This is a genomic window from Burkholderia alba (assembly GCF_034721475.1).
Lineage (GTDB): Bacteria > Pseudomonadota > Gammaproteobacteria > Burkholderiales > Burkholderiaceae > Burkholderia > Burkholderia alba.
This window is the reverse complement of sequence record NZ_JAWJWL010000032.1, coordinates 1-16,258: the sequence shown is the minus strand read 5'-3', so window position 1 is coordinate 16,258 and position 16,258 is coordinate 1. Positions and strand designations below refer to the sequence as shown.

The window sequence follows — 16,258 nt, the reverse complement described above, 5'->3', positions numbered from 1 at the left end:
CCACGCATCGAATTTCAATCGGCTTGCGGATAGCTATCCGGGCGGCCTGCCGTGCGCGATTTCCCCGACAATCGCACGGCGATCCGAGATCGTTTCCCGACGGCCGCCCGATGAAAACAACGCGCGCGCGATCAACGCGCGGCGAGTTCCGCAATCAGTTCGCCCATCAGTTTTTCCGTGGTCATCGCGCGCGCAAGCGGCGCACCCTGCCCCGCCCATTGCGCGCCATAGCCGGTCTCGCGCAGCGCCTTCGCGGCGACGTTGAGCGATTTTCCCGCGTCGTACGCAATCGGGTACGCGGGCACGTCGGCCGGCGACACAGCCTCGCCCCACGCCGTGAAGCGATTGGCGAGACATCGCGCCGGCCGGCCGGAAATGACGCGCGTCATGACCGTGTGGTGCGCGGCATCGCTGAACAGCGCCGCGCGGTAGCCCGCGTCCGCCGCCGATTCGTCGGTGCCCACGAACGCCGTCCCCAGTTGCGCGGCGCTCGCGCCGAGCCGGAGCGCCGCCGCAATGCCCGCGCCGTCCATGATCCCGCCGGCGGCGATCACGGGCACGTCGAGTGCGCGCGCGAGAATGCGTACCAGCGCGATCGTGCCGAGCCGCTCGTCTTCGCCGTCCGGATCGTAGATTCCGCGATGGCCTCCCGCCTCGTAGCCTTGGGCGACGACGGCATGCACGCCCGCCTCCACGGCGAGACGCGCTTCGCGAAGATTCGTCGCGGAGCCCAGCAGCACGATGCCCGCTTCGCGCAACGCGCGAATCCACTCGCGCGAAGGCACGCCGAAGTGAAAGCTCACGACCTTGGGCCTGGCGGCGAGCAAGGTCCGGAACATCGCTTCATCGGCGAGGAAGCTCCGGTAGATCTCATGCATCGCGGCGGGCGGCGCCGCCTTCACCCGTTCGAACTCGGGGCGAAGCCGATCGAGCCACGCCGCTTCGCGCGCCTCGTCCGCTTGCGCCGGCCGATGGCAGAACACGTTGACGTTCAGCGCGCGTGCGGACCGCTCGCGCATCGCCGCGATCATGTCGCCCGCGGCGTCCGCGGATGCCGCGCCCACGCCGATCGACCCGAGGCCGCCCGCGTTGGATACCGCCGCCGCCATCGCGGGCGTCGAGGTTCCGGCCATCGGCGCCTGGATGATCGGCCATGCGATATCGAGCAATTCGAGCAGCGACCGCGGCGATGCAGCTGTCATGATGTCTCTCCCGGTTGTCCAGCATTCACTGAGTCCGGCGGGACTGTACCCACTGGTTGAGCCCCGCGCACAGCACCAGCAGCGCGCCCGTCACGAAAAATACCGGGTGCAGGCCGACATGCGCGCCGATCTGCCCGCCGATCAGCGGACCGACCACCTGTCCGCTGAACTGGGCCGACTGCAGATAGCCGAGCGCCTTGCCCGTGCCGCGCTCGTTCACGGTTTGCCGCATCAGCTTGGCGATCGCGGGAAGCAGCCCGGCGATCGTCATGCCCATGAGCCCGCGCAATGCCGCCAGTTGCCACCAGTGTGTCACGAACGCCTGCGGCACCATCACGAGCCCCGTCGCCAGCAGGCACCCGACGATGACCTTCCACCCGCCGATCCGGTCCGCCAGCGCGCCGAGCCGCGCCGCCGTCAACAGGCTGCCCAGCGCCGATGCGGCCATGACGATGCCCGCCGTGCGGGCGACGTGATCGTCGGACACGCCGAGCTGCCCGATGAACACGGTGATGATCGGCTCGATCGACATGTTGGCGAGCAGCACCATCATCGCCGTGAGCAGCAGCGCGCCGATGCGCGTGCGGTCGGCCGCCGTCATCGGCGCACCTTCCCGCGCGGCCCGGATCGTCGTATCGGCCGCACGATCGAAATCCTCGCGGACCAGCAGGATCGTCGCCGCGGCCGCCGCGGCGATCATCGCGCCGCCGACGAAGAACGTGCCGCGAAGGCCGACCCAGGCCGGCAGGAAGCCGCCCACCAGCGGACCGACCAGGTTGCCCGTCAGCGCGCCGGTCGACAGGATGCCCAGTGCCCACCCGGCACGCTCGCGCGGTACCTGCGTGCCGATCATCACGATCGCCGCCGACGCGTACCCGCCGATCAGCCCGGCCGCCAGTCGCAGCAGCACCAGCTGAACGACGCTATGCGCGACGCCGATCAGCGACATCACGATCGCCATGCCGATCGCCGCGCGCACGAGCATGGGCTTGCGCCCGTAGCGATCCGCCAGATGGCCCCAGAGCGGCGCCGTGACGGCGGTGCCGAAAAACGTCGCGCCGAACGCCACGCCCGACCACTGGATCACGGCGGACGGCGTCGCAGCGCCCAGCTGCCGCACGTACAGCGGCAGGAACGGCAGCAGCATGCTGAGGCTGACCAGCGTGGTAAACGAGCCGAACACGCAGACGGCGAGATTGCGCCGCCAGTGCGCGGCGTTGCGCTCCGCATAGCCGGGCCGACGGACATCCGTGACCCGGCCTCCCGCGCGCTGACTGAGTAGGGTCGACATATTCGCTACCTCGCCGGACGGCCCATCGGGCCGACCGTGTTGAGTGCCTGGGCCGCCGGGAGCGGCGCGATGCGCGCGCATGCCCCACGGCATCGGCGGACGGAGTGCCGGCGCCCGACGGGCGCCGGCCGTGTTTGCCTCGCGCTGCGCCGTACGCCGGGCTAACCGGCCTGCTCACGGCGAATCGCGGTGGTGGTGCGGCCGCCGAAACCCCAGTTATCGGTCTCCACCTTCTCGATCACGATGTGGGTCCACTCGGGCGGCTTGTGCAGCACGCGTTCGAGGGTGTCGGTCACTTCCCTGATGACTTGCGCCTTCTGCTCGGCGCTCACGCCTTCGCGCGTGATGCGAATGCTGACGAACGGCATGATTCGACTCCGTTGAGTGATGCGGACCGCATGCGATCCGCACAGGCTGCCGCCCCGGGCGCCGGATATCGATTCCGGCGCCGGAGGCGGCGGCGCTCATTTGCCGGCGCTCGCGCCGCCGTCGACCGGCATGACCGTGCCGGTCACGTAGTCGGATCGGGCCAGGTAAAGCACGGCGTCGGCGACTTCGCTGACCTTCGCGATACGCCCCAGCGGCTGCAGCGTGTTCAGGAAAGCATGCGTCTCGGCGGGATGCATCGGCGTATCGACCACGCCCGGGGCGACCGCATTCACGGTGATGCCGTGCGGCGCGAGCTCCAGCGCCAGCGCGCGGGTCGCCTGATTCACGCCGCCCTTCAGCGCGACGGCGAGCAGTGCCGGAACGTTGCCGATCGGCTGCAGCGCGATCGACGCGGTGATGCTGATGATCTTGCCGCGCCGGCGGCCGATCATGTGCCTGGCCGCCGCCTGCGACGCATACAGCACGCCCTTCAGATTGGTGGAAATCTGCTCGTCGATCTCGGCGGGCGTGAACTCGACGAACGGCTTCGCCGCGAAGATGCCGGCGTTGTTCACCAGCACGTCGACCTTGCCGTACCGGGCAACGGCCTGCTCGATCACCCTGCCGGCGGACGCCGGATCGCCGACGTCGCCCGCGACGCCGAGGAAGCGCTCGCCCGCGTTCAGCCGGGCGGCGCTCGCCTGCAGCCGTTCGCTCGAGCGGCCGGTTCCCACTACGTTGTAGCCCTCCTTCAGGAAGGCTTCCGCCAGGCCCAGGCCGATACCGCTGCTGGCGCCCGTGATGACGACGGTCTTGTCTGCTTGACTCATGATTTCACCTCGATCGGATAACAGGAAACGGACGCCGGCGTCAGCGGGGAATCGGGCTGTACCGGCTTGAGATGCATTCTATTGATGCCGATGGAAGCGATAAACAGGTGCTGATACACTTCTGTTGATACATGGTGTAACAAATCATGAAGCGACATTTCGACGACGTTCAACTGGGCAGCATCGAGCTGTTCTGCCTCGCGGCGGAATCCGGCACCTTCACGTCCGCCGCGCTCGCCGCCGGCGTGACGCCCGCGGCGGTCAGCCGGTCGATCTCGCGGCTGGAAAAGCGCCTGGGCGTGCGGCTGTTCGTGCGCTCGACCCGCAGCATCCGGCTCACCGAGAGCGGCAGGGCTTACTTCGAGGAATGCAGCCAGGCGCTGAACCAGCTGGTCGAGGCCGAGCGCAACGTCACCGGCGAGCAAGTGCAGCCGGGCGGCACGCTGCGCATCACCGCGCCGACGACGTACGGCCACCACCGTCTGCTGCCGATGCTCCCGGCATTCCGGGCGAAGTACCCGTCGATCAAGCTCGAAGTCCACATCGGCAATCGCAACGTCGATCTGCACGACGAGAACTACGACCTCGCCATCCGGGTGCGCGCGCAGCCGGATTCGACGATGATCGTTCGCCTGCTCGAAGAGGCGCCGCTGATCATGGTGGCCAGCCCGGCCTATCTGCAACGCGCGGGCGTGCCGCGCACGCTCGCCGACCTGGAACGGCACGAGTGCATCCAGTTCGATCTGCCGAGCAGCGGGCGGCGGATTCCGTGGCTGTTCAACGAGGACGGCCACGAGAAGGATCTCTCGCTCGACGGCAACTACTCCTGTTCGGACGACGTGCTCGCCGGCGTCACGCTGGCGAAGGCCGGCGCCGGGCTGTTCCAGGCCTACCGGTTCGTCGTCGAGAACGCGCTGGCAGACGGAACGCTGACGGAAGTCCTGCAGCCCTTCGGCGGACGCACCCGCCCGTATAGCCTGATCTATCCGCACGGGCGGCTGTTGCCGCTTCGCGTGCGGGCCTTCATCGATTTCGTGATGGAGGAAACCCGGCGCCTTCAGGCTGCGGCGGCAGCGGGTTCCGGCAAGGGCAGGCGGGTCAGGAGGTAGGCGGCAAGCACGAACGGGCGGCATCGCGGCCGGCGGGGGCGCGCTATTCGGAAACGGCGGGTACGTCACGGCCGGACAGGGCCCCGCTTGCCTGCCGTCACCGTGCTTGCGAGGCAGCCCCGCCCCGGTCGCGCGGCCATGCCGAGCGCGGCGGCGGCAAGGCCGCGACAGGCAGCGAGCGGGAGCGTCCTTCGCCCGTCGACCGGGGCCGGAATCGGCAGTAACATGGCCTCGCTCGATCAGTCGGGCCCCCCCAACCCAGGTGACTCGCCATGTCTACTCGCATCGCCAGCTGCAGTTGCGGACAACTCACCGCGACGGTCGACGGAGATCCCATCCGCGTCTCCGTCTGCCATTGTCTGGCTTGCCAGCGTCGCACCGGCAGTGTCTTCGGCGCTCAAGCGCGCTTTGCCCGGGCCAACGTGCGCTTCTCGGGGCAAGGCCGGGAGTTTGTCCGCGTCGGGGACGAGGGCGGCCAATGCACGTTCACCTTTTGTCCCGCTTGCGGCGCCACGGTGCACTACACGATCGCGGGGTTCGAGGGGTTCGTCGGCATTCCGGTCGGCGCATTCGCCGACCCGGCATTCCCCAGCCCCAGCTTCTCGGTGTACGAAGACCGCATGCACGCGTGGGTACGCATGCCCGACGGCATCGAACACATGCACTAGCAGCGGCCCTCGGCGCTGGCGGACCGCCGGCCGCGCTTCACGCGCCGAACGGCAGATCGAACGGCAGATCCGGAGCCTCGTCCGGGCCGGCTTCCGTGCCGGGTCGATTCGAGCGAGCCCGGGGCTGACGGAACGGCAAGCGGCCGGGCTCGGACGCATTGAGAAAACCCGCGCCGTCGGTTCGTGCTCGCCGCGCGTCAGCCACGCCGGCCCCGTCCGGCGGCCTCGGTTGCCGCGAAGCCTCTCGTGCATCCGGTCGCGCATTTCCACGACGGCCGGCTCCCGCCGCTCGTCGACCATCCTCCTTCTCGTCTAGCGGCCGGATCCCGATCTCGCTCGGGACCGGCATCGGACTGGAGCAGCGCTTGACCCGGGCGGGCGCCTCGTCCCTGTCCCCCACCTCCCGGAACCGTGAGCCGGCGCCCCGAGCGCGCAACGCGCCGAGCGGCCCGTCCCCCGATGCCCTGCCCGGCGGTCCCTTCCCGCCCCATTATCCGAACCCGACAACATGATCGAGACAGGCTTTACAAACGCATTACCAAGCGTGAGAATGCGCTCCGCAAATAGAAATAATTCGTATTTGCATTTACAGAAACGATCGGGGAGAAGCAGGGTGATGGCAGGTGGGACGAATTCGGTCATGGTGAGACCCATGAAGATGGCGGTGTTGCTTCTGTTCGCGGCGGGCCAGTATGCACAGGCGCAGGAGACCGGCCAAGCCGCCGGGAAGACAGCCGCGAACTCGGCTGTCGAGCATGCGCTTCCGGCCGTCAACGTGACCTCGCAAAGCGACCGGGACACGCCGTACGGGCCGACCGCCGGCTACGTCGCGACCTCGAACTCGACCGCGCTGAAATTCGGCGCGTCGATTCTCGAGACGCCGCAATCCGTGTCCGTCGTCACGCGCGAGCAGATGGACCAGCAGAACGCGCAAACCCTGAACGCGGCCGTGCGGTACACGTCGGGCGTGTCGCCGGAGACGCGCGGCGGCATCGCGACGCGCTACGACCTGCTGAAAGTGCGCGGCTTCGATGCCGACACGTACTGGAACGGGCTGAAGCTGGTCGGCAACGGATGGTATGCGACGCCGCAGGTCGATCCTTATCTGCTGGACCGGATCGAGGTACTGAAGGGGCCGGTTTCCGTGCTATACGGGCAGGCGGCGGCGGGCGGGCTGTTGAATCAGGAAAGCAAGCTGCCGACGGCACGGCCGCTGCACGAAGTAGGCGTCGAGTTCGGCAACTACGGACATGTGCAGGGCAAGTTCGACCTGTCCGGGCCGATTGCCGACGATACGCGCTACCTCTATCGCGTGACCGGCATCGCCCGCAAGGAAAACGGGCAGGTGAGCCAGACGAAGAACGAGCGGATCGCGATCGCGCCGTCGTTCACCTGGCGGCCGGACAACCAGACGTCACTGACGCTGTTCGCCCTCTATCAGCGCGATCCGCGCAGCACGTCCTACGGCAGCGTCCCGCCGCAAGGCTCCGTGCTCGACAACCCGTACGGCAGGATCCCCAGCAACTTCTACGACGGCGATCCGAACTTCGAGCGCTTCAGCCGCGTCCAGGAATCCGTCGGCTACAAGTTCGAGCGGCGCCTCACGAACACCTGGAAGTTCCGTTCGAACGGCCGTTTCCTGCATCTGTCGCAGGACTACGCGAGCGTCTACGCATCGGCGCTCGCAGCGGACCTGCGCACGCTCAACCGCGCCACCGCCGCGTCGACGGACAACCTGAACACGATCGCGTTCGACAACCAGCTCGAAGGCAATTTCTCGACCGGCCCGATCGATCACACGCTGCTCGTCGGCTTCGACTATCAGCATTACGCGAGCAACTACGAGGCCGGCTTAGGCTCGGCGCCGCCGATCGACCTCTTCGCGCCGAGGTACAACCAGACCATCGCGCCACCGTCCCGCTACAGGCAGGTGCTGAGCGGTACCCAGTACGGCGTGTATGCGCAGGACCAGGCGCGCTTCGGCGATGCGATCCTGACGTTGAGCGGGCGCGAGGACTGGGCCGGCAGCAAGACGCGCAACGAGACTTCCGGCGCGGCGTCGAGCCAGTTCAACCGGGCGTTCACGGGCCGGGCCGGATTCACCTACGTGTTCCAGAACGGCATCGCGCCCTACGTCAGCTACACGGAATCGTTCACGCCGCAAGCCGGCTCCGACATCAACGGCAAGGCGTTCGATCCCGAACGCGGACATCAGTACGAGATCGGCATCAAGTTCCAGCCGAAGAACGTCGACGCGCTGTTCACCGCCGCGCTGTTCAGCCTCACGCGCTCGAACCTGCTCACCAAGAATGCGTCGAATCCGAACTTCCAGACGCAAGCCGGCGAAGCCCGCTCGCGCGGCCTCGAACTCGAGGCGAAAGTCAGCCTGACGAACGCGCTGAACGTCACCGCGAGCTACACGTACCTGAATACCGTCTACACGAAGGACAACGACGGCCTCGAAGGCAAGCACGTCGCGGCCGTGCCGCAGAATCAGGGCGCGCTGTGGGCGTACTACACGATCGATCGAGGCCCGCTCGCCGGTCTGTCGATGGGAGCCGGCGGCCGCTACACCGGCACGACCTACAGCACCGACAACAGCTTCAAGGTGCAGAGCTTCTTCCTCGTCGACGCCACGCTTCGCTACGATCTCGGCCGGGCGGCGCCGCGGTTCAAGGGGGCCGAACTGTACGTGAACGCGCAGAACCTGTTCAACAAGGATTACGTTGCGTCGTGCTACTACGGCAGCTGGTGCGCATTCGGTTACGGGCGGCAGGTGTTCGCGGGGATGAATTACCGCTGGTAATCGCGGCGAACCGAAGGGCAATCCGCGCGCGCCCTCGCGGGGCGCCGCGAAACGCCGGCCGATTCGCGGCGCTCGCGCGGCTCGTCCAGAGCCGCGCTGGCCGCGCGCGCCATCGCGCCGGCCCTCCTGGCGGCTATTTCGCCGCCGACCTGCCGCTGCATGCGGCCCGCGCGGCGGGCGGCGGGCGAAACATCCGCCGGATCATGCGTCGGGTAGCGACCGCTCACTTGCCGGAAGTTCGGGCTATCGAAACGCACGCCGTCCATCGTCCGAAGCCACGCCGCCAATCAAACGGCCCGCGCATCGCTCGCGGGCACGGCCTGCATGCCGCCCCCGCTCACCACGAAGCGAACACGTCCCGCGCAATCCCGAAGCCCGTGCTCATCCCCGCGCCGCTCGTCACGACGACCACGCGCGTGGCATCGTCCGGCGCCTCGATGACGCAATCGGCATCGGAGGCCGACGGATAGGTGCCGGTCCAGCGCTCGACCACCTCCAGGTCCGGCACGTCGAGCGTTTCATGCAGGTGGCGCAGGATCAGCGCATCGATCTCCTGCGTCGCGAACGGCAACGGCGCCGCGCCGTATGCGTGCGAGTCGCCCACCACCAGACTGCCGTCGGCGCTCTGCACCGCGATCAGATGGATGCCGTGGCGCAGACTGACGGATTCCTCCGCCTCCAGCCGCGCGCGCAGCGCCTGCGCGGCGGGCAACGCGGCGAAGCCCTGATAGCGCAGCAGACTCAGGTCGGTCATCACCGCCGCGCGCAGCGCGAGCGCGCGCCGCGGGCGCACGCGCAGCATCTGCAGCTGACATAGCCGCACCGCATGCTTCGCGAACCACGTGCCGTACAGGTGGCGGCTGTCCGCGTTGCCGCAGACGACGACGCGCTCCGCATGCAGCACGCCGCGCGAGGTACGCACCGACGGCGCACGCACGTCGTGCACCATCTCGCCGTAACGGAACCGCACGCCGAAGCGTTCGGCCAGCCAGGCCGCCAGCAGCCCGATCGCGGTGCGCGGTTCGACGCGCAGCTCGTGTGGGCTGTGGAACACGCCCTGCACGCCGTCCAGTTTGAGTTCGGGCGCCTTCGACGCCGCCTCGCCGGGCGTCAGGATCTCGCAGCCGGCCGCCATCCCGGTCCGCATGAACGCGTCGATCAACGCCATCGCCTCGGGGCGGCGCGCGACAAGATGCAGGCCCGCATGGAGCACGTCGATGCGAGCCTGCGGCGCCACGTCGGCCCATACTTCGCGGCTGATCCGCGCACGACGCCAGCTGTGCTCGGCATGCTGCCCGGTGACAGTGACGAAACCGAAATTGCGGATCGACGCGCCGACACACGCGGCGTCGCGTTCGATCACGCAGACGCGGAGCCCCTTGCTCGCGGCGGTATACGCATGCGCCAGGCCGATGATGCCGGCGCCGACGACAATCAGATCGTAGGCGTTGGCCGTGCTGATGGAATTCACGATTGCGCTGTCCCTCTCTCGAAACCACGCGCGCCGCCCGCATCGTCGGGCGGCGCGCATCCGTTGTCGCCCGCCTGTTCGCGCGAGCGGAAACCCGGAAACGGATCGGCTTGCCGACCCGTTTCCGGGCTTCCTGTTATCGACGCTTGACGTCCCCGGCCCACTTGCCGGACGTGCCGCGCCCCTTTGCTCCTTCCGGCGCGCGGTCCCGCTCCGCTTGCGCGCCATCGCCGCATGCCGGTCGACCGGAATCCGCTTCGTGCCCCGCTCGCCGATGCGCGGAACGCGCCGACACCGGCGTCCGAGGATTTCGGGAACGTCGGCCGCTTCTCCATCGTCCGGAACCCGGGCCGCCCCGGTGCCGTTGCCGACGATGATTCCCCGAGGTATCGCGCGACACCGGGAATATGGCGACGCGAAATGACAGATTCATGAAAACCACAAAATCACCTAAATTGGCACTTTTTGCCACTACACCGAGACACGCACGCGCATGTCGGCCGGCGGCGCATCAGGTCCACTTATTCAACGCGGGTACGCAATGCAGTGCGCGTCAACGCGCGTGCGTCTCGTTCGATCAGGCAGCGCAGCACGCATCACGTCGAGGGTGTCGCGGCGCCGGGCCGGACCGATTGCGCCGGAAGCGAACGGCGCGACGTTCGTTCCACCGTCTTCATGAGAGGGGCATCGCCGCCCATGGCGATGCGGCAAGACCGCGCTCGGCGGGCATCGATTCGCCGCTTCGTCGATCTTCGCCAAGGCCGCGGTCGTGCAGGGAACAACGGCCGACGCGCGGTTCGTATCCGCTTGCTCCGCATCCGTCGGCCAGCCGATCCGTTCGACTGTCCTCCGGAGCCCGGCGGCGCCTATCGCGCGGTCCAGCCGCCATCCACGACCAGATCCGCTCCCGCCATGAACGCGGAGTCGTCGCTGGCGAGGAACGCCGCAGCGGCAGCCACTTCCTCGGGGCGCCCCAGCCGGCCCAATACGGTCGCCGCCTCAAATCGCCGGCGAAGACCTTGAGGATCATCGCGACTGGTCAAGACGTCTTCAAACAGCTGCGTCGTGACCGGCCCCGGACACAGGCAGTTGATCCGGATGCCTTCGCGGCCGTGATCGATCGCCATGGCCTTGCTGAGCATCACCACGCCGCCCTTCGACGCGCAATAGGCCGCCACGTTGGCTTCGCCGACCAGCCCGAGTTCGGACGCGATGTTGATGATGTTGCCTTTGCCCTGCTTGCGCATCGGAGGAATGACGGCCCGCGCGCACAAAAACGCACCGCGCAAATTGACGGCCATCAGCCTGTCCCATTCCTCGACCGTGGTATCGACGACGGTCTTTGCGAACTCGATGCCGGCGTTGTTGACCAGGATGTCGATGCGGCCGTGGAGCGCCAACGTCCGTTCGACCGCATGCGCCACATCGGCCTCCCGCGAAACGTCCGCCCGAACGAAGGCGGCGTCGTGCCCGCGTGCGCGCAACGCGTCGATCTCGCCCGATGCGTCGTTCAGATCCACGACCACGAGCTTCGCGCCTTCCGCCGCGAACCGCTCCGCGATCGCCAGCCCGATGCCGCGCTGCGCCCCCGTGACGATCGCCACCCGATCCTTGAGTTTCGTCATTCCCGCATCCTTGTTTGTCCTGAAGATACCCGGCCTCGTCGAACGGCCGTACCGGTCAGGGCGTTCTAACCCGGCGCCGGTCCGGTTCCAATCCCCTTGCGCCCATCCCCAGGATATCTCCCGGCCGCCGCGCGCTCTCCGGCATCCTCATTCGACATCATGCGGCCCGCTTGGCATGCGCTTTCCGGAAGCGAGATTTTTCAACGAAATCGGGATTATTTATTTTTATTCAGCCTGTCATTCAATCCGTTTTTCATGAATTTTTCGCAAAAAAAAACGATGATTTTCTATTGGAATCAATCGGTATGTCCACGACCTGAATGACCAGCCGTTACTACACGCCGATACATCGATGAATCAGCCGCCGGGCGCCGCCGATTGACGTGCGCCCCCCTGCTTTCGATCAGCGACGCGATCGACACGAGACCGCCATCGCCAACGAATCGCTTCGCAAACCGCCGGCCTCGATGTGCGAAAACCCCTGCCTTGGACGCCTGCCGGATCGACGATTCCGCCCGCCGACCGCGACGCCGCCGGCACCGTGCCCGCCCATCGAAGACGAAAAATCCTCAATCCGAAATAATCAAATCGATCGTTCCATCAGAACATTTATCGACAATTGTTCGAGACGATTCGACATATCAATACGCAAGCATTCGAATGTCGACATGAAATTCACGCTCAATTATTGGGCAAATAACCCCGCATTGAGAAAAAGGTTTACTTAAAAATATTGATCTGGTTTAGTTTCGAAATGTACATATCTCGATATGTACATACAGCATGTCGCCGGGGCATCACACCGGCCGCGGCGCATGTTTTCGAGGGCAGTACAACTCCCACAGACGCCGCCTCATCAAGGCGGCTCATCACAATGAAAGGGCTAATCATGAAAATTCTTTTCTCGCTGAAAGACAAGCTCACGTCCAAGAAAAGCCTCAAGGCATACGCCTGGTACATCTGGTATTGAACGTTCGAACCGACATCTTCTCTTCCTGAAGGGATGTAAGTGATGAACCGGACCGCGTCCAGTGAAGCTACCGAACAGTTCGCCGGGCGTGGTTCTCCGCCCGCCCGCCCCGGCTCGTCGTTGCCCGTCGCGGGTCGGCCTGCGCGGACGACCGCCTTTTCTCCCAGGCTTCACGCGCTGCTGCGCGATCATCTCGGCGAGGATGTGTTCCGCCTGGATGCCAACACCGTCGGCGTCGCCGGCGCCGATCTGAGCGACAGGCTCCTTCGCGCCAGGCCCGCCACCGAGATCGAGCGGCCGACCTTCAAGCCGCTGCAGGGCCGTTCGATCGCGCGCCCGCAGGCCTTGCAGCAGATGCAGGCGATCGGCCGCGACGTGCGCGCGGCCCTGAAGCGCCCGATCCCCGCGAATCTCGATTTCTCCGGCGCATGGCCGCACGTCGGACATGTGTATCTGCGCGACCTGATCCTCCGTGACGACCCGCGCCGGCTGCGTTTCCTGATGAATCGCATCCTGGAGCTGACGCCGATGCTCACCTGGGCCGTCATCGCCACGGGCGCGGTACGTTCCTTCACGCTGCGCGAGGGCGCCTCCTCGCTCGCCGCCTTTTCCGCCGCCGCGCCGAGCTACGACGAACGCCGCTACGCGATGGGCCTGTACCGGCGCACGGCCGCCCCGGTCTGCTTCACCATCTCCACTCTGGTCGCCAACGCGCTGTGGCTGGGGTCGCCCTTCGACGATCGCATGTCGAACCGGAACATCCTGTACGAAGCGCTGCGGCTGCTGCCGCCGTCCTGGAACATCCTGCGCAATGCATCGCCCGAGTATCCCGCGCTCGACGACCGGATCAAGCCGGACGACGACATCCTGCTGCTGCCGCTGCTGAGCCACCGCGACCCCGCGCTCTGGGACGATCCCGAAACGTTCCGGCCCGAGCGCTGGGACCGGCTGGATCCCGACGATCACCCCGGCTATCTCCCGTTCGGCCATGTTTCCGAACGCTGCTGGGGACGCCACATGGTGATGCCGCTGGCCGAGATGATGCTCGACATCGTGCGTGACGGCGGCCTCGTGGTGAACCCGCGCCAGACCCGGGCCGACGTCCGTCTCACGGGATTGCTGGGCGTCACGGAAGTCGATATCGTGCGCGCATGAGCGCGCCGACGCGCAGGCCTTGTCCCCGCCCGTCCGCGCATTCGCGGCCGCGCCGGATCACCGCCCCGGCGCCCGCGAGGCCGGCGGCGACCCGGCTCGCGCGTTGCGCCGCTCAGGCGTCCACGTACCGCATTTCCGTCGACTCCCCCATCAGCAGCGGCCGGTTCGCGTCCGCCACCGCGCGAAGGTAGTCCCACAGCGCCGTGATCCGGCGCAGCTTGCGCAGATCTTCGCGCCCGCACAGCCAGAAGCGCCGCGTCACGACCACGTCGTCGGGCAGCACCTGCACCAGCAGCGGGTTCGGCTCGGCCATGAAGCACGGCAGGATCGCCAGTGCATCGCCCTGCAGCGCCGCGTAATACTGCGCGATGACGCTGGTGCTGCGCAGCTTCGCCGTGACGTTCGGCACCGCGCGATTCAGATAGAGCAGCTCATGGCTGAACGCCAGATCCTCGACGTAGTCGATGAACGCATGATGCCGGAGATCGGCCACCGAGCGGATCGGCGGATGGCGCGCCAGATAGTCCGCGGTGCCGTACAGCTTGAGCCGGTAGTCGCATAGCCGCGTGCAGACATACTGGCCGTGCTTCGGCCGCTCCAGCATGATCGCCAGATCGGCTTCGCGCTTGGACAGGCTCACGAAATGCGGCACCGGCAGCAAGTCGATCGATACGTCGGGATGGCTACCCGTGAAACGCGCCAGCTGCGACGACAGGAAGAAGCTGCCGAAGCCCTCCGTCGAGCCGATCCGCACATGCCCCGTCAGCGACTGCGCGCCGCCCGCGAACTGCTCGCTCGCCGAATGCACGGTCGTCTCGATCGTGTCCGCGTAACGGAGCAGGCGCTGGCCCTCGGCGGTCAGCACGAAGCCGCCCGCCCGCGATTTGTCGAACAGCACCGTGTTGAGCGCCGCCTCAAGCTCCCGCACGCGCCGGGCCACGGTGGTGTGATCGACGCCCAGCCGCTTCGCCGCGCCGCTCGCGCGCTGCGTCCGCGCCACCTCGAGGAAATAGCGCAGATCGTCCCAGTTCAATTCCCGCAGTCTCCCGCTTGTGTTTTTTTGCATATCGGATGGGCTTTTTCGTCTGTATCCAGTGGATATTCGAATAAATATACTCCTCCGGATGCCGGCGCAATATCGGCGGCATGGGCCGGACGCGCGACGCGTGTCGCGTCCGTACGGCCGACCCAATAAAGACGAACGGAGACGACCCAGCATGCAGATACCCTCAACGACCGACGGGGCGGCCCGGCTTCGGTCGCGCCCGAGGCGCGCCCGGGATTACCTTCTCGCGGGCTGGGCCAGCATGGCCGGCACGACGATCGAGTGGTACGACTTCTTCCTGTACGGCACCGCCGCGGCGCTGGTCTTCAACAAGATCTTCTTTCCCACGCTCGACCCTGTCCTCGGCACGCTCGCGGCATTCGCGACCTATGGCGTCGGCTTCATCGGACGACCGATGGGCGGCATCGTGTTCGGCCATTTCGGCGACCGCGTCGGACGCAAGTCGATGCTGCTCGTCACGCTGCTGCTGATGGGTATTCCGAGCATGGTGATCGGCCTGATTCCGCCTTATCAGAGCATCGGCTACGGCGCCGCGGCGCTGCTCGTGGCCATGCGCTTTCTGCAGGGAATGGCGGTCGGCGGCGAGTGGGGCGGCGCCGTGCTGATGGCCGTCGAGCACGCGCCGCCCGGACGCAAGGGGTTCTTCGGCAGCCTTCCGCAAACGGGCGTGGGTTTCGGCTTGATCCTGTCCTCGCTCGCGATGGCGGCCGTGACGCGCCTGCCCGAGGACCAGTTGCTCTCTTGGGGCTGGCGCATTCCGTTTCTCGCCAGCATCGTGCTGGTCGTGATCGGCTGGGTGATCCGCGTGAGCGTGCCGGAATCTCCCGATTTCGAAACGGTGAAGGCGGCGGGGCCGCCGGTGAAAGCGCCGGTGCTCGACGTATTGAAGCGCCAGCCGCGCGAGCTGCTGATCATCCTCGGCGCGCGCACCGCCGAAAACACCTGGTTCTATCTGGTCGTCGCGTTCGCGCTCGCCTATGCGGCGAATCAGCTGAAGATCCCCAAGGCCGACATCCTCAACGCGATCACGGCGGGCGCCGTCCTGTCGCTGTTCACGATGCCGTTCTGCGGCTGGCTGAGCGACCGGATCGGCCAGCGCACGCTGTTCCTGATCGGCCTCGTGATCATGTGCCTGTTCGTCGCGCCGTTCTTCGCGATGCTCGGCACACGGCATCCGGCCCTGGTGTGGTGGGCGATGGTGCTGGGCGCCGGCGTCGTATTCCCGATCCTCTACGCGCCGGAATCCCAGCTCTTCGCCGCGCAGTTCCCCGCCGAGATCCGCTACAGCGGTATCTCGCTGTCGGTTCAACTGGCCGGCGTGCTGGGCGGCGGCGTCGCGCCGATGATCGCGACGGCGCTGCTGGCGGCAGGCGGCGGCAATCCGCGCTACGTCGTCGCGTACATGGTGGCGCTGGGCATCGTCGCCCTGATCTGCACGTCGCTGATGCGGCCGCGCGCCGATTGACCGGCCTGCCGGCCAGGTTCGTTCCGGGACGGCGCTCGCCGCGCCGTCCTGCCGTTTTCCGCCGCGCTCGGGCGCAACCCGCCCGCCGGCACTTATCCGAAAGAGAGAATCCATGATGAATGCAGTGACCCAGGCATCGAACTCCTCCGTCGCAACGGTCAAGCTGCTGATCGACGGCGAATTCGTCGAGTCGGCCAGCACCGAATGGCGCGACATCGTCAATCCGGCGAC

14 protein-coding genes are annotated in these 16,258 nt (G+C 67.0%); 6 read left to right on the top strand and 8 right to left on the bottom strand.

The window, feature by feature from the left end; genetic code table 11:
• Window positions 1–131 precede the first annotated feature (131 nt).
• The 4 genes from RZR99_RS27240 to RZR99_RS27225 form a co-directional block, all read right to left on the bottom strand.
• On the bottom strand, window positions 132–1,202 hold the full coding sequence (locus tag RZR99_RS27240; protein WP_323122887.1) for an NAD(P)H-dependent flavin oxidoreductase: 1,071 nt from the start codon (window positions 1,200–1,202) through the stop codon (window positions 132–134).
• Window positions 1,203–1,227: 25 nt separating this feature from the next.
• Window positions 1,228–2,493 carry an MFS transporter gene (locus tag RZR99_RS27235; RefSeq protein WP_323122886.1) on the bottom strand — a complete coding sequence of 422 codons (1,266 nt, stop codon included), beginning with the start codon at window positions 2,491–2,493 and terminating at the stop codon, window positions 1,228–1,230.
• Between the two features lie 161 nt (window positions 2,494–2,654).
• A complete protein-coding gene (locus RZR99_RS27230) occupies window positions 2,655–2,861 on the bottom strand; it encodes a tautomerase family protein (RefSeq protein WP_323122885.1) in 207 nt (68 codons plus the stop codon).
• Window positions 2,862–2,957: 96 nt separating this feature from the next.
• Window positions 2,958–3,692: an SDR family NAD(P)-dependent oxidoreductase gene (locus RZR99_RS27225; RefSeq protein ID WP_323122884.1), complete on the bottom strand. Its 735-nt coding sequence runs from the start codon at window positions 3,690–3,692 to the stop codon at window positions 2,958–2,960.
• A gap of 146 nt (window positions 3,693–3,838) precedes the next feature.
• Here RZR99_RS27225 and RZR99_RS27220 point away from each other — a divergent pair, with 146 nt between their 5' ends.
• The 3 genes from RZR99_RS27220 (at window position 3,839) to RZR99_RS27210 (ending at window position 8,275) form a co-directional block, all read left to right on the top strand.
• Window positions 3,839–4,801 carry a LysR family transcriptional regulator gene (locus tag RZR99_RS27220; RefSeq protein WP_323122883.1) on the top strand — a complete coding sequence of 321 codons (963 nt, stop codon included), beginning with the start codon at window positions 3,839–3,841 and terminating at the stop codon, window positions 4,799–4,801.
• Window positions 4,802–5,073: 272 nt separating this feature from the next.
• Window positions 5,074–5,469, top strand: coding sequence for a GFA family protein (locus RZR99_RS27215; protein WP_323122882.1), 396 nt, complete (start codon window positions 5,074–5,076; stop codon window positions 5,467–5,469).
• A 640-nt stretch (window positions 5,470–6,109) separates the two neighbouring features.
• On the top strand, window positions 6,110–8,275 hold the full coding sequence (locus RZR99_RS27210) for a TonB-dependent siderophore receptor (RefSeq protein ID WP_323122881.1): 2,166 nt from the start codon (window positions 6,110–6,112) through the stop codon (window positions 8,273–8,275).
• On the opposite strand, the gene RZR99_RS27205 is transcribed toward RZR99_RS27210, so the two are convergent.
• From RZR99_RS27205 to RZR99_RS27195, 3 genes are all read right to left on the bottom strand, one after another.
• Window positions 8,263–8,541 (bottom strand): hypothetical protein, encoded by a 279-nt coding sequence (locus tag RZR99_RS27205; protein WP_323122880.1) that lies wholly within the window; start codon window positions 8,539–8,541, stop codon window positions 8,263–8,265. The two genes, RZR99_RS27210 and RZR99_RS27205, sit on opposite strands and share 13 nt — an antisense overlap.
• 71 nt (window positions 8,542–8,612) lie before the next feature.
• Window positions 8,613–9,749 (bottom strand): TIGR03364 family FAD-dependent oxidoreductase, encoded by a 1,137-nt coding sequence (locus RZR99_RS27200; protein WP_407655508.1) that lies wholly within the window; start codon window positions 9,747–9,749, stop codon window positions 8,613–8,615.
• Window positions 9,750–10,612: 863 nt separating this feature from the next.
• The gene (locus RZR99_RS27195) at window positions 10,613–11,371 is read right to left on the bottom strand and encodes an SDR family NAD(P)-dependent oxidoreductase (protein WP_323122878.1); all 759 of its coding nucleotides are present in this window, start codon (window positions 11,369–11,371) and stop codon (window positions 10,613–10,615) included.
• Window positions 11,372–12,125: 754 nt separating this feature from the next.
• Here RZR99_RS27195 and RZR99_RS33385 point away from each other — a divergent pair.
• Window positions 12,126–12,341 carry a tryptorubin family RiPP precursor gene (locus RZR99_RS33385; protein ID WP_407655507.1) on the top strand — a complete coding sequence of 72 codons (216 nt, stop codon included), beginning with the start codon at window positions 12,126–12,128 and terminating at the stop codon, window positions 12,339–12,341.
• 42 nt (window positions 12,342–12,383) lie between these two features.
• Entirely contained in the window at window positions 12,384–13,496 is a 1,113-nt protein-coding gene (locus RZR99_RS27190; protein ID WP_323122877.1) for a cytochrome P450, read from the top strand.
• A gap of 112 nt (window positions 13,497–13,608) precedes the next feature.
• On the opposite strand, the gene RZR99_RS27185 is transcribed toward RZR99_RS27190, so the two are convergent.
• Window positions 13,609–14,562: a LysR family transcriptional regulator gene (locus RZR99_RS27185; RefSeq protein WP_323122876.1), complete on the bottom strand. Its 954-nt coding sequence runs from the start codon at window positions 14,560–14,562 to the stop codon at window positions 13,609–13,611.
• 151 nt (window positions 14,563–14,713) lie between these two features.
• Between RZR99_RS27185 and RZR99_RS27180 the strand changes: the two genes are divergently transcribed.
• Complete coding sequence (locus tag RZR99_RS27180; protein ID WP_323122875.1) at window positions 14,714–16,027, top strand: MFS transporter; 1,314 nt, start codon at window positions 14,714–14,716, stop codon at window positions 16,025–16,027.
• Window positions 16,028–16,258 lie beyond the last annotated feature (231 nt).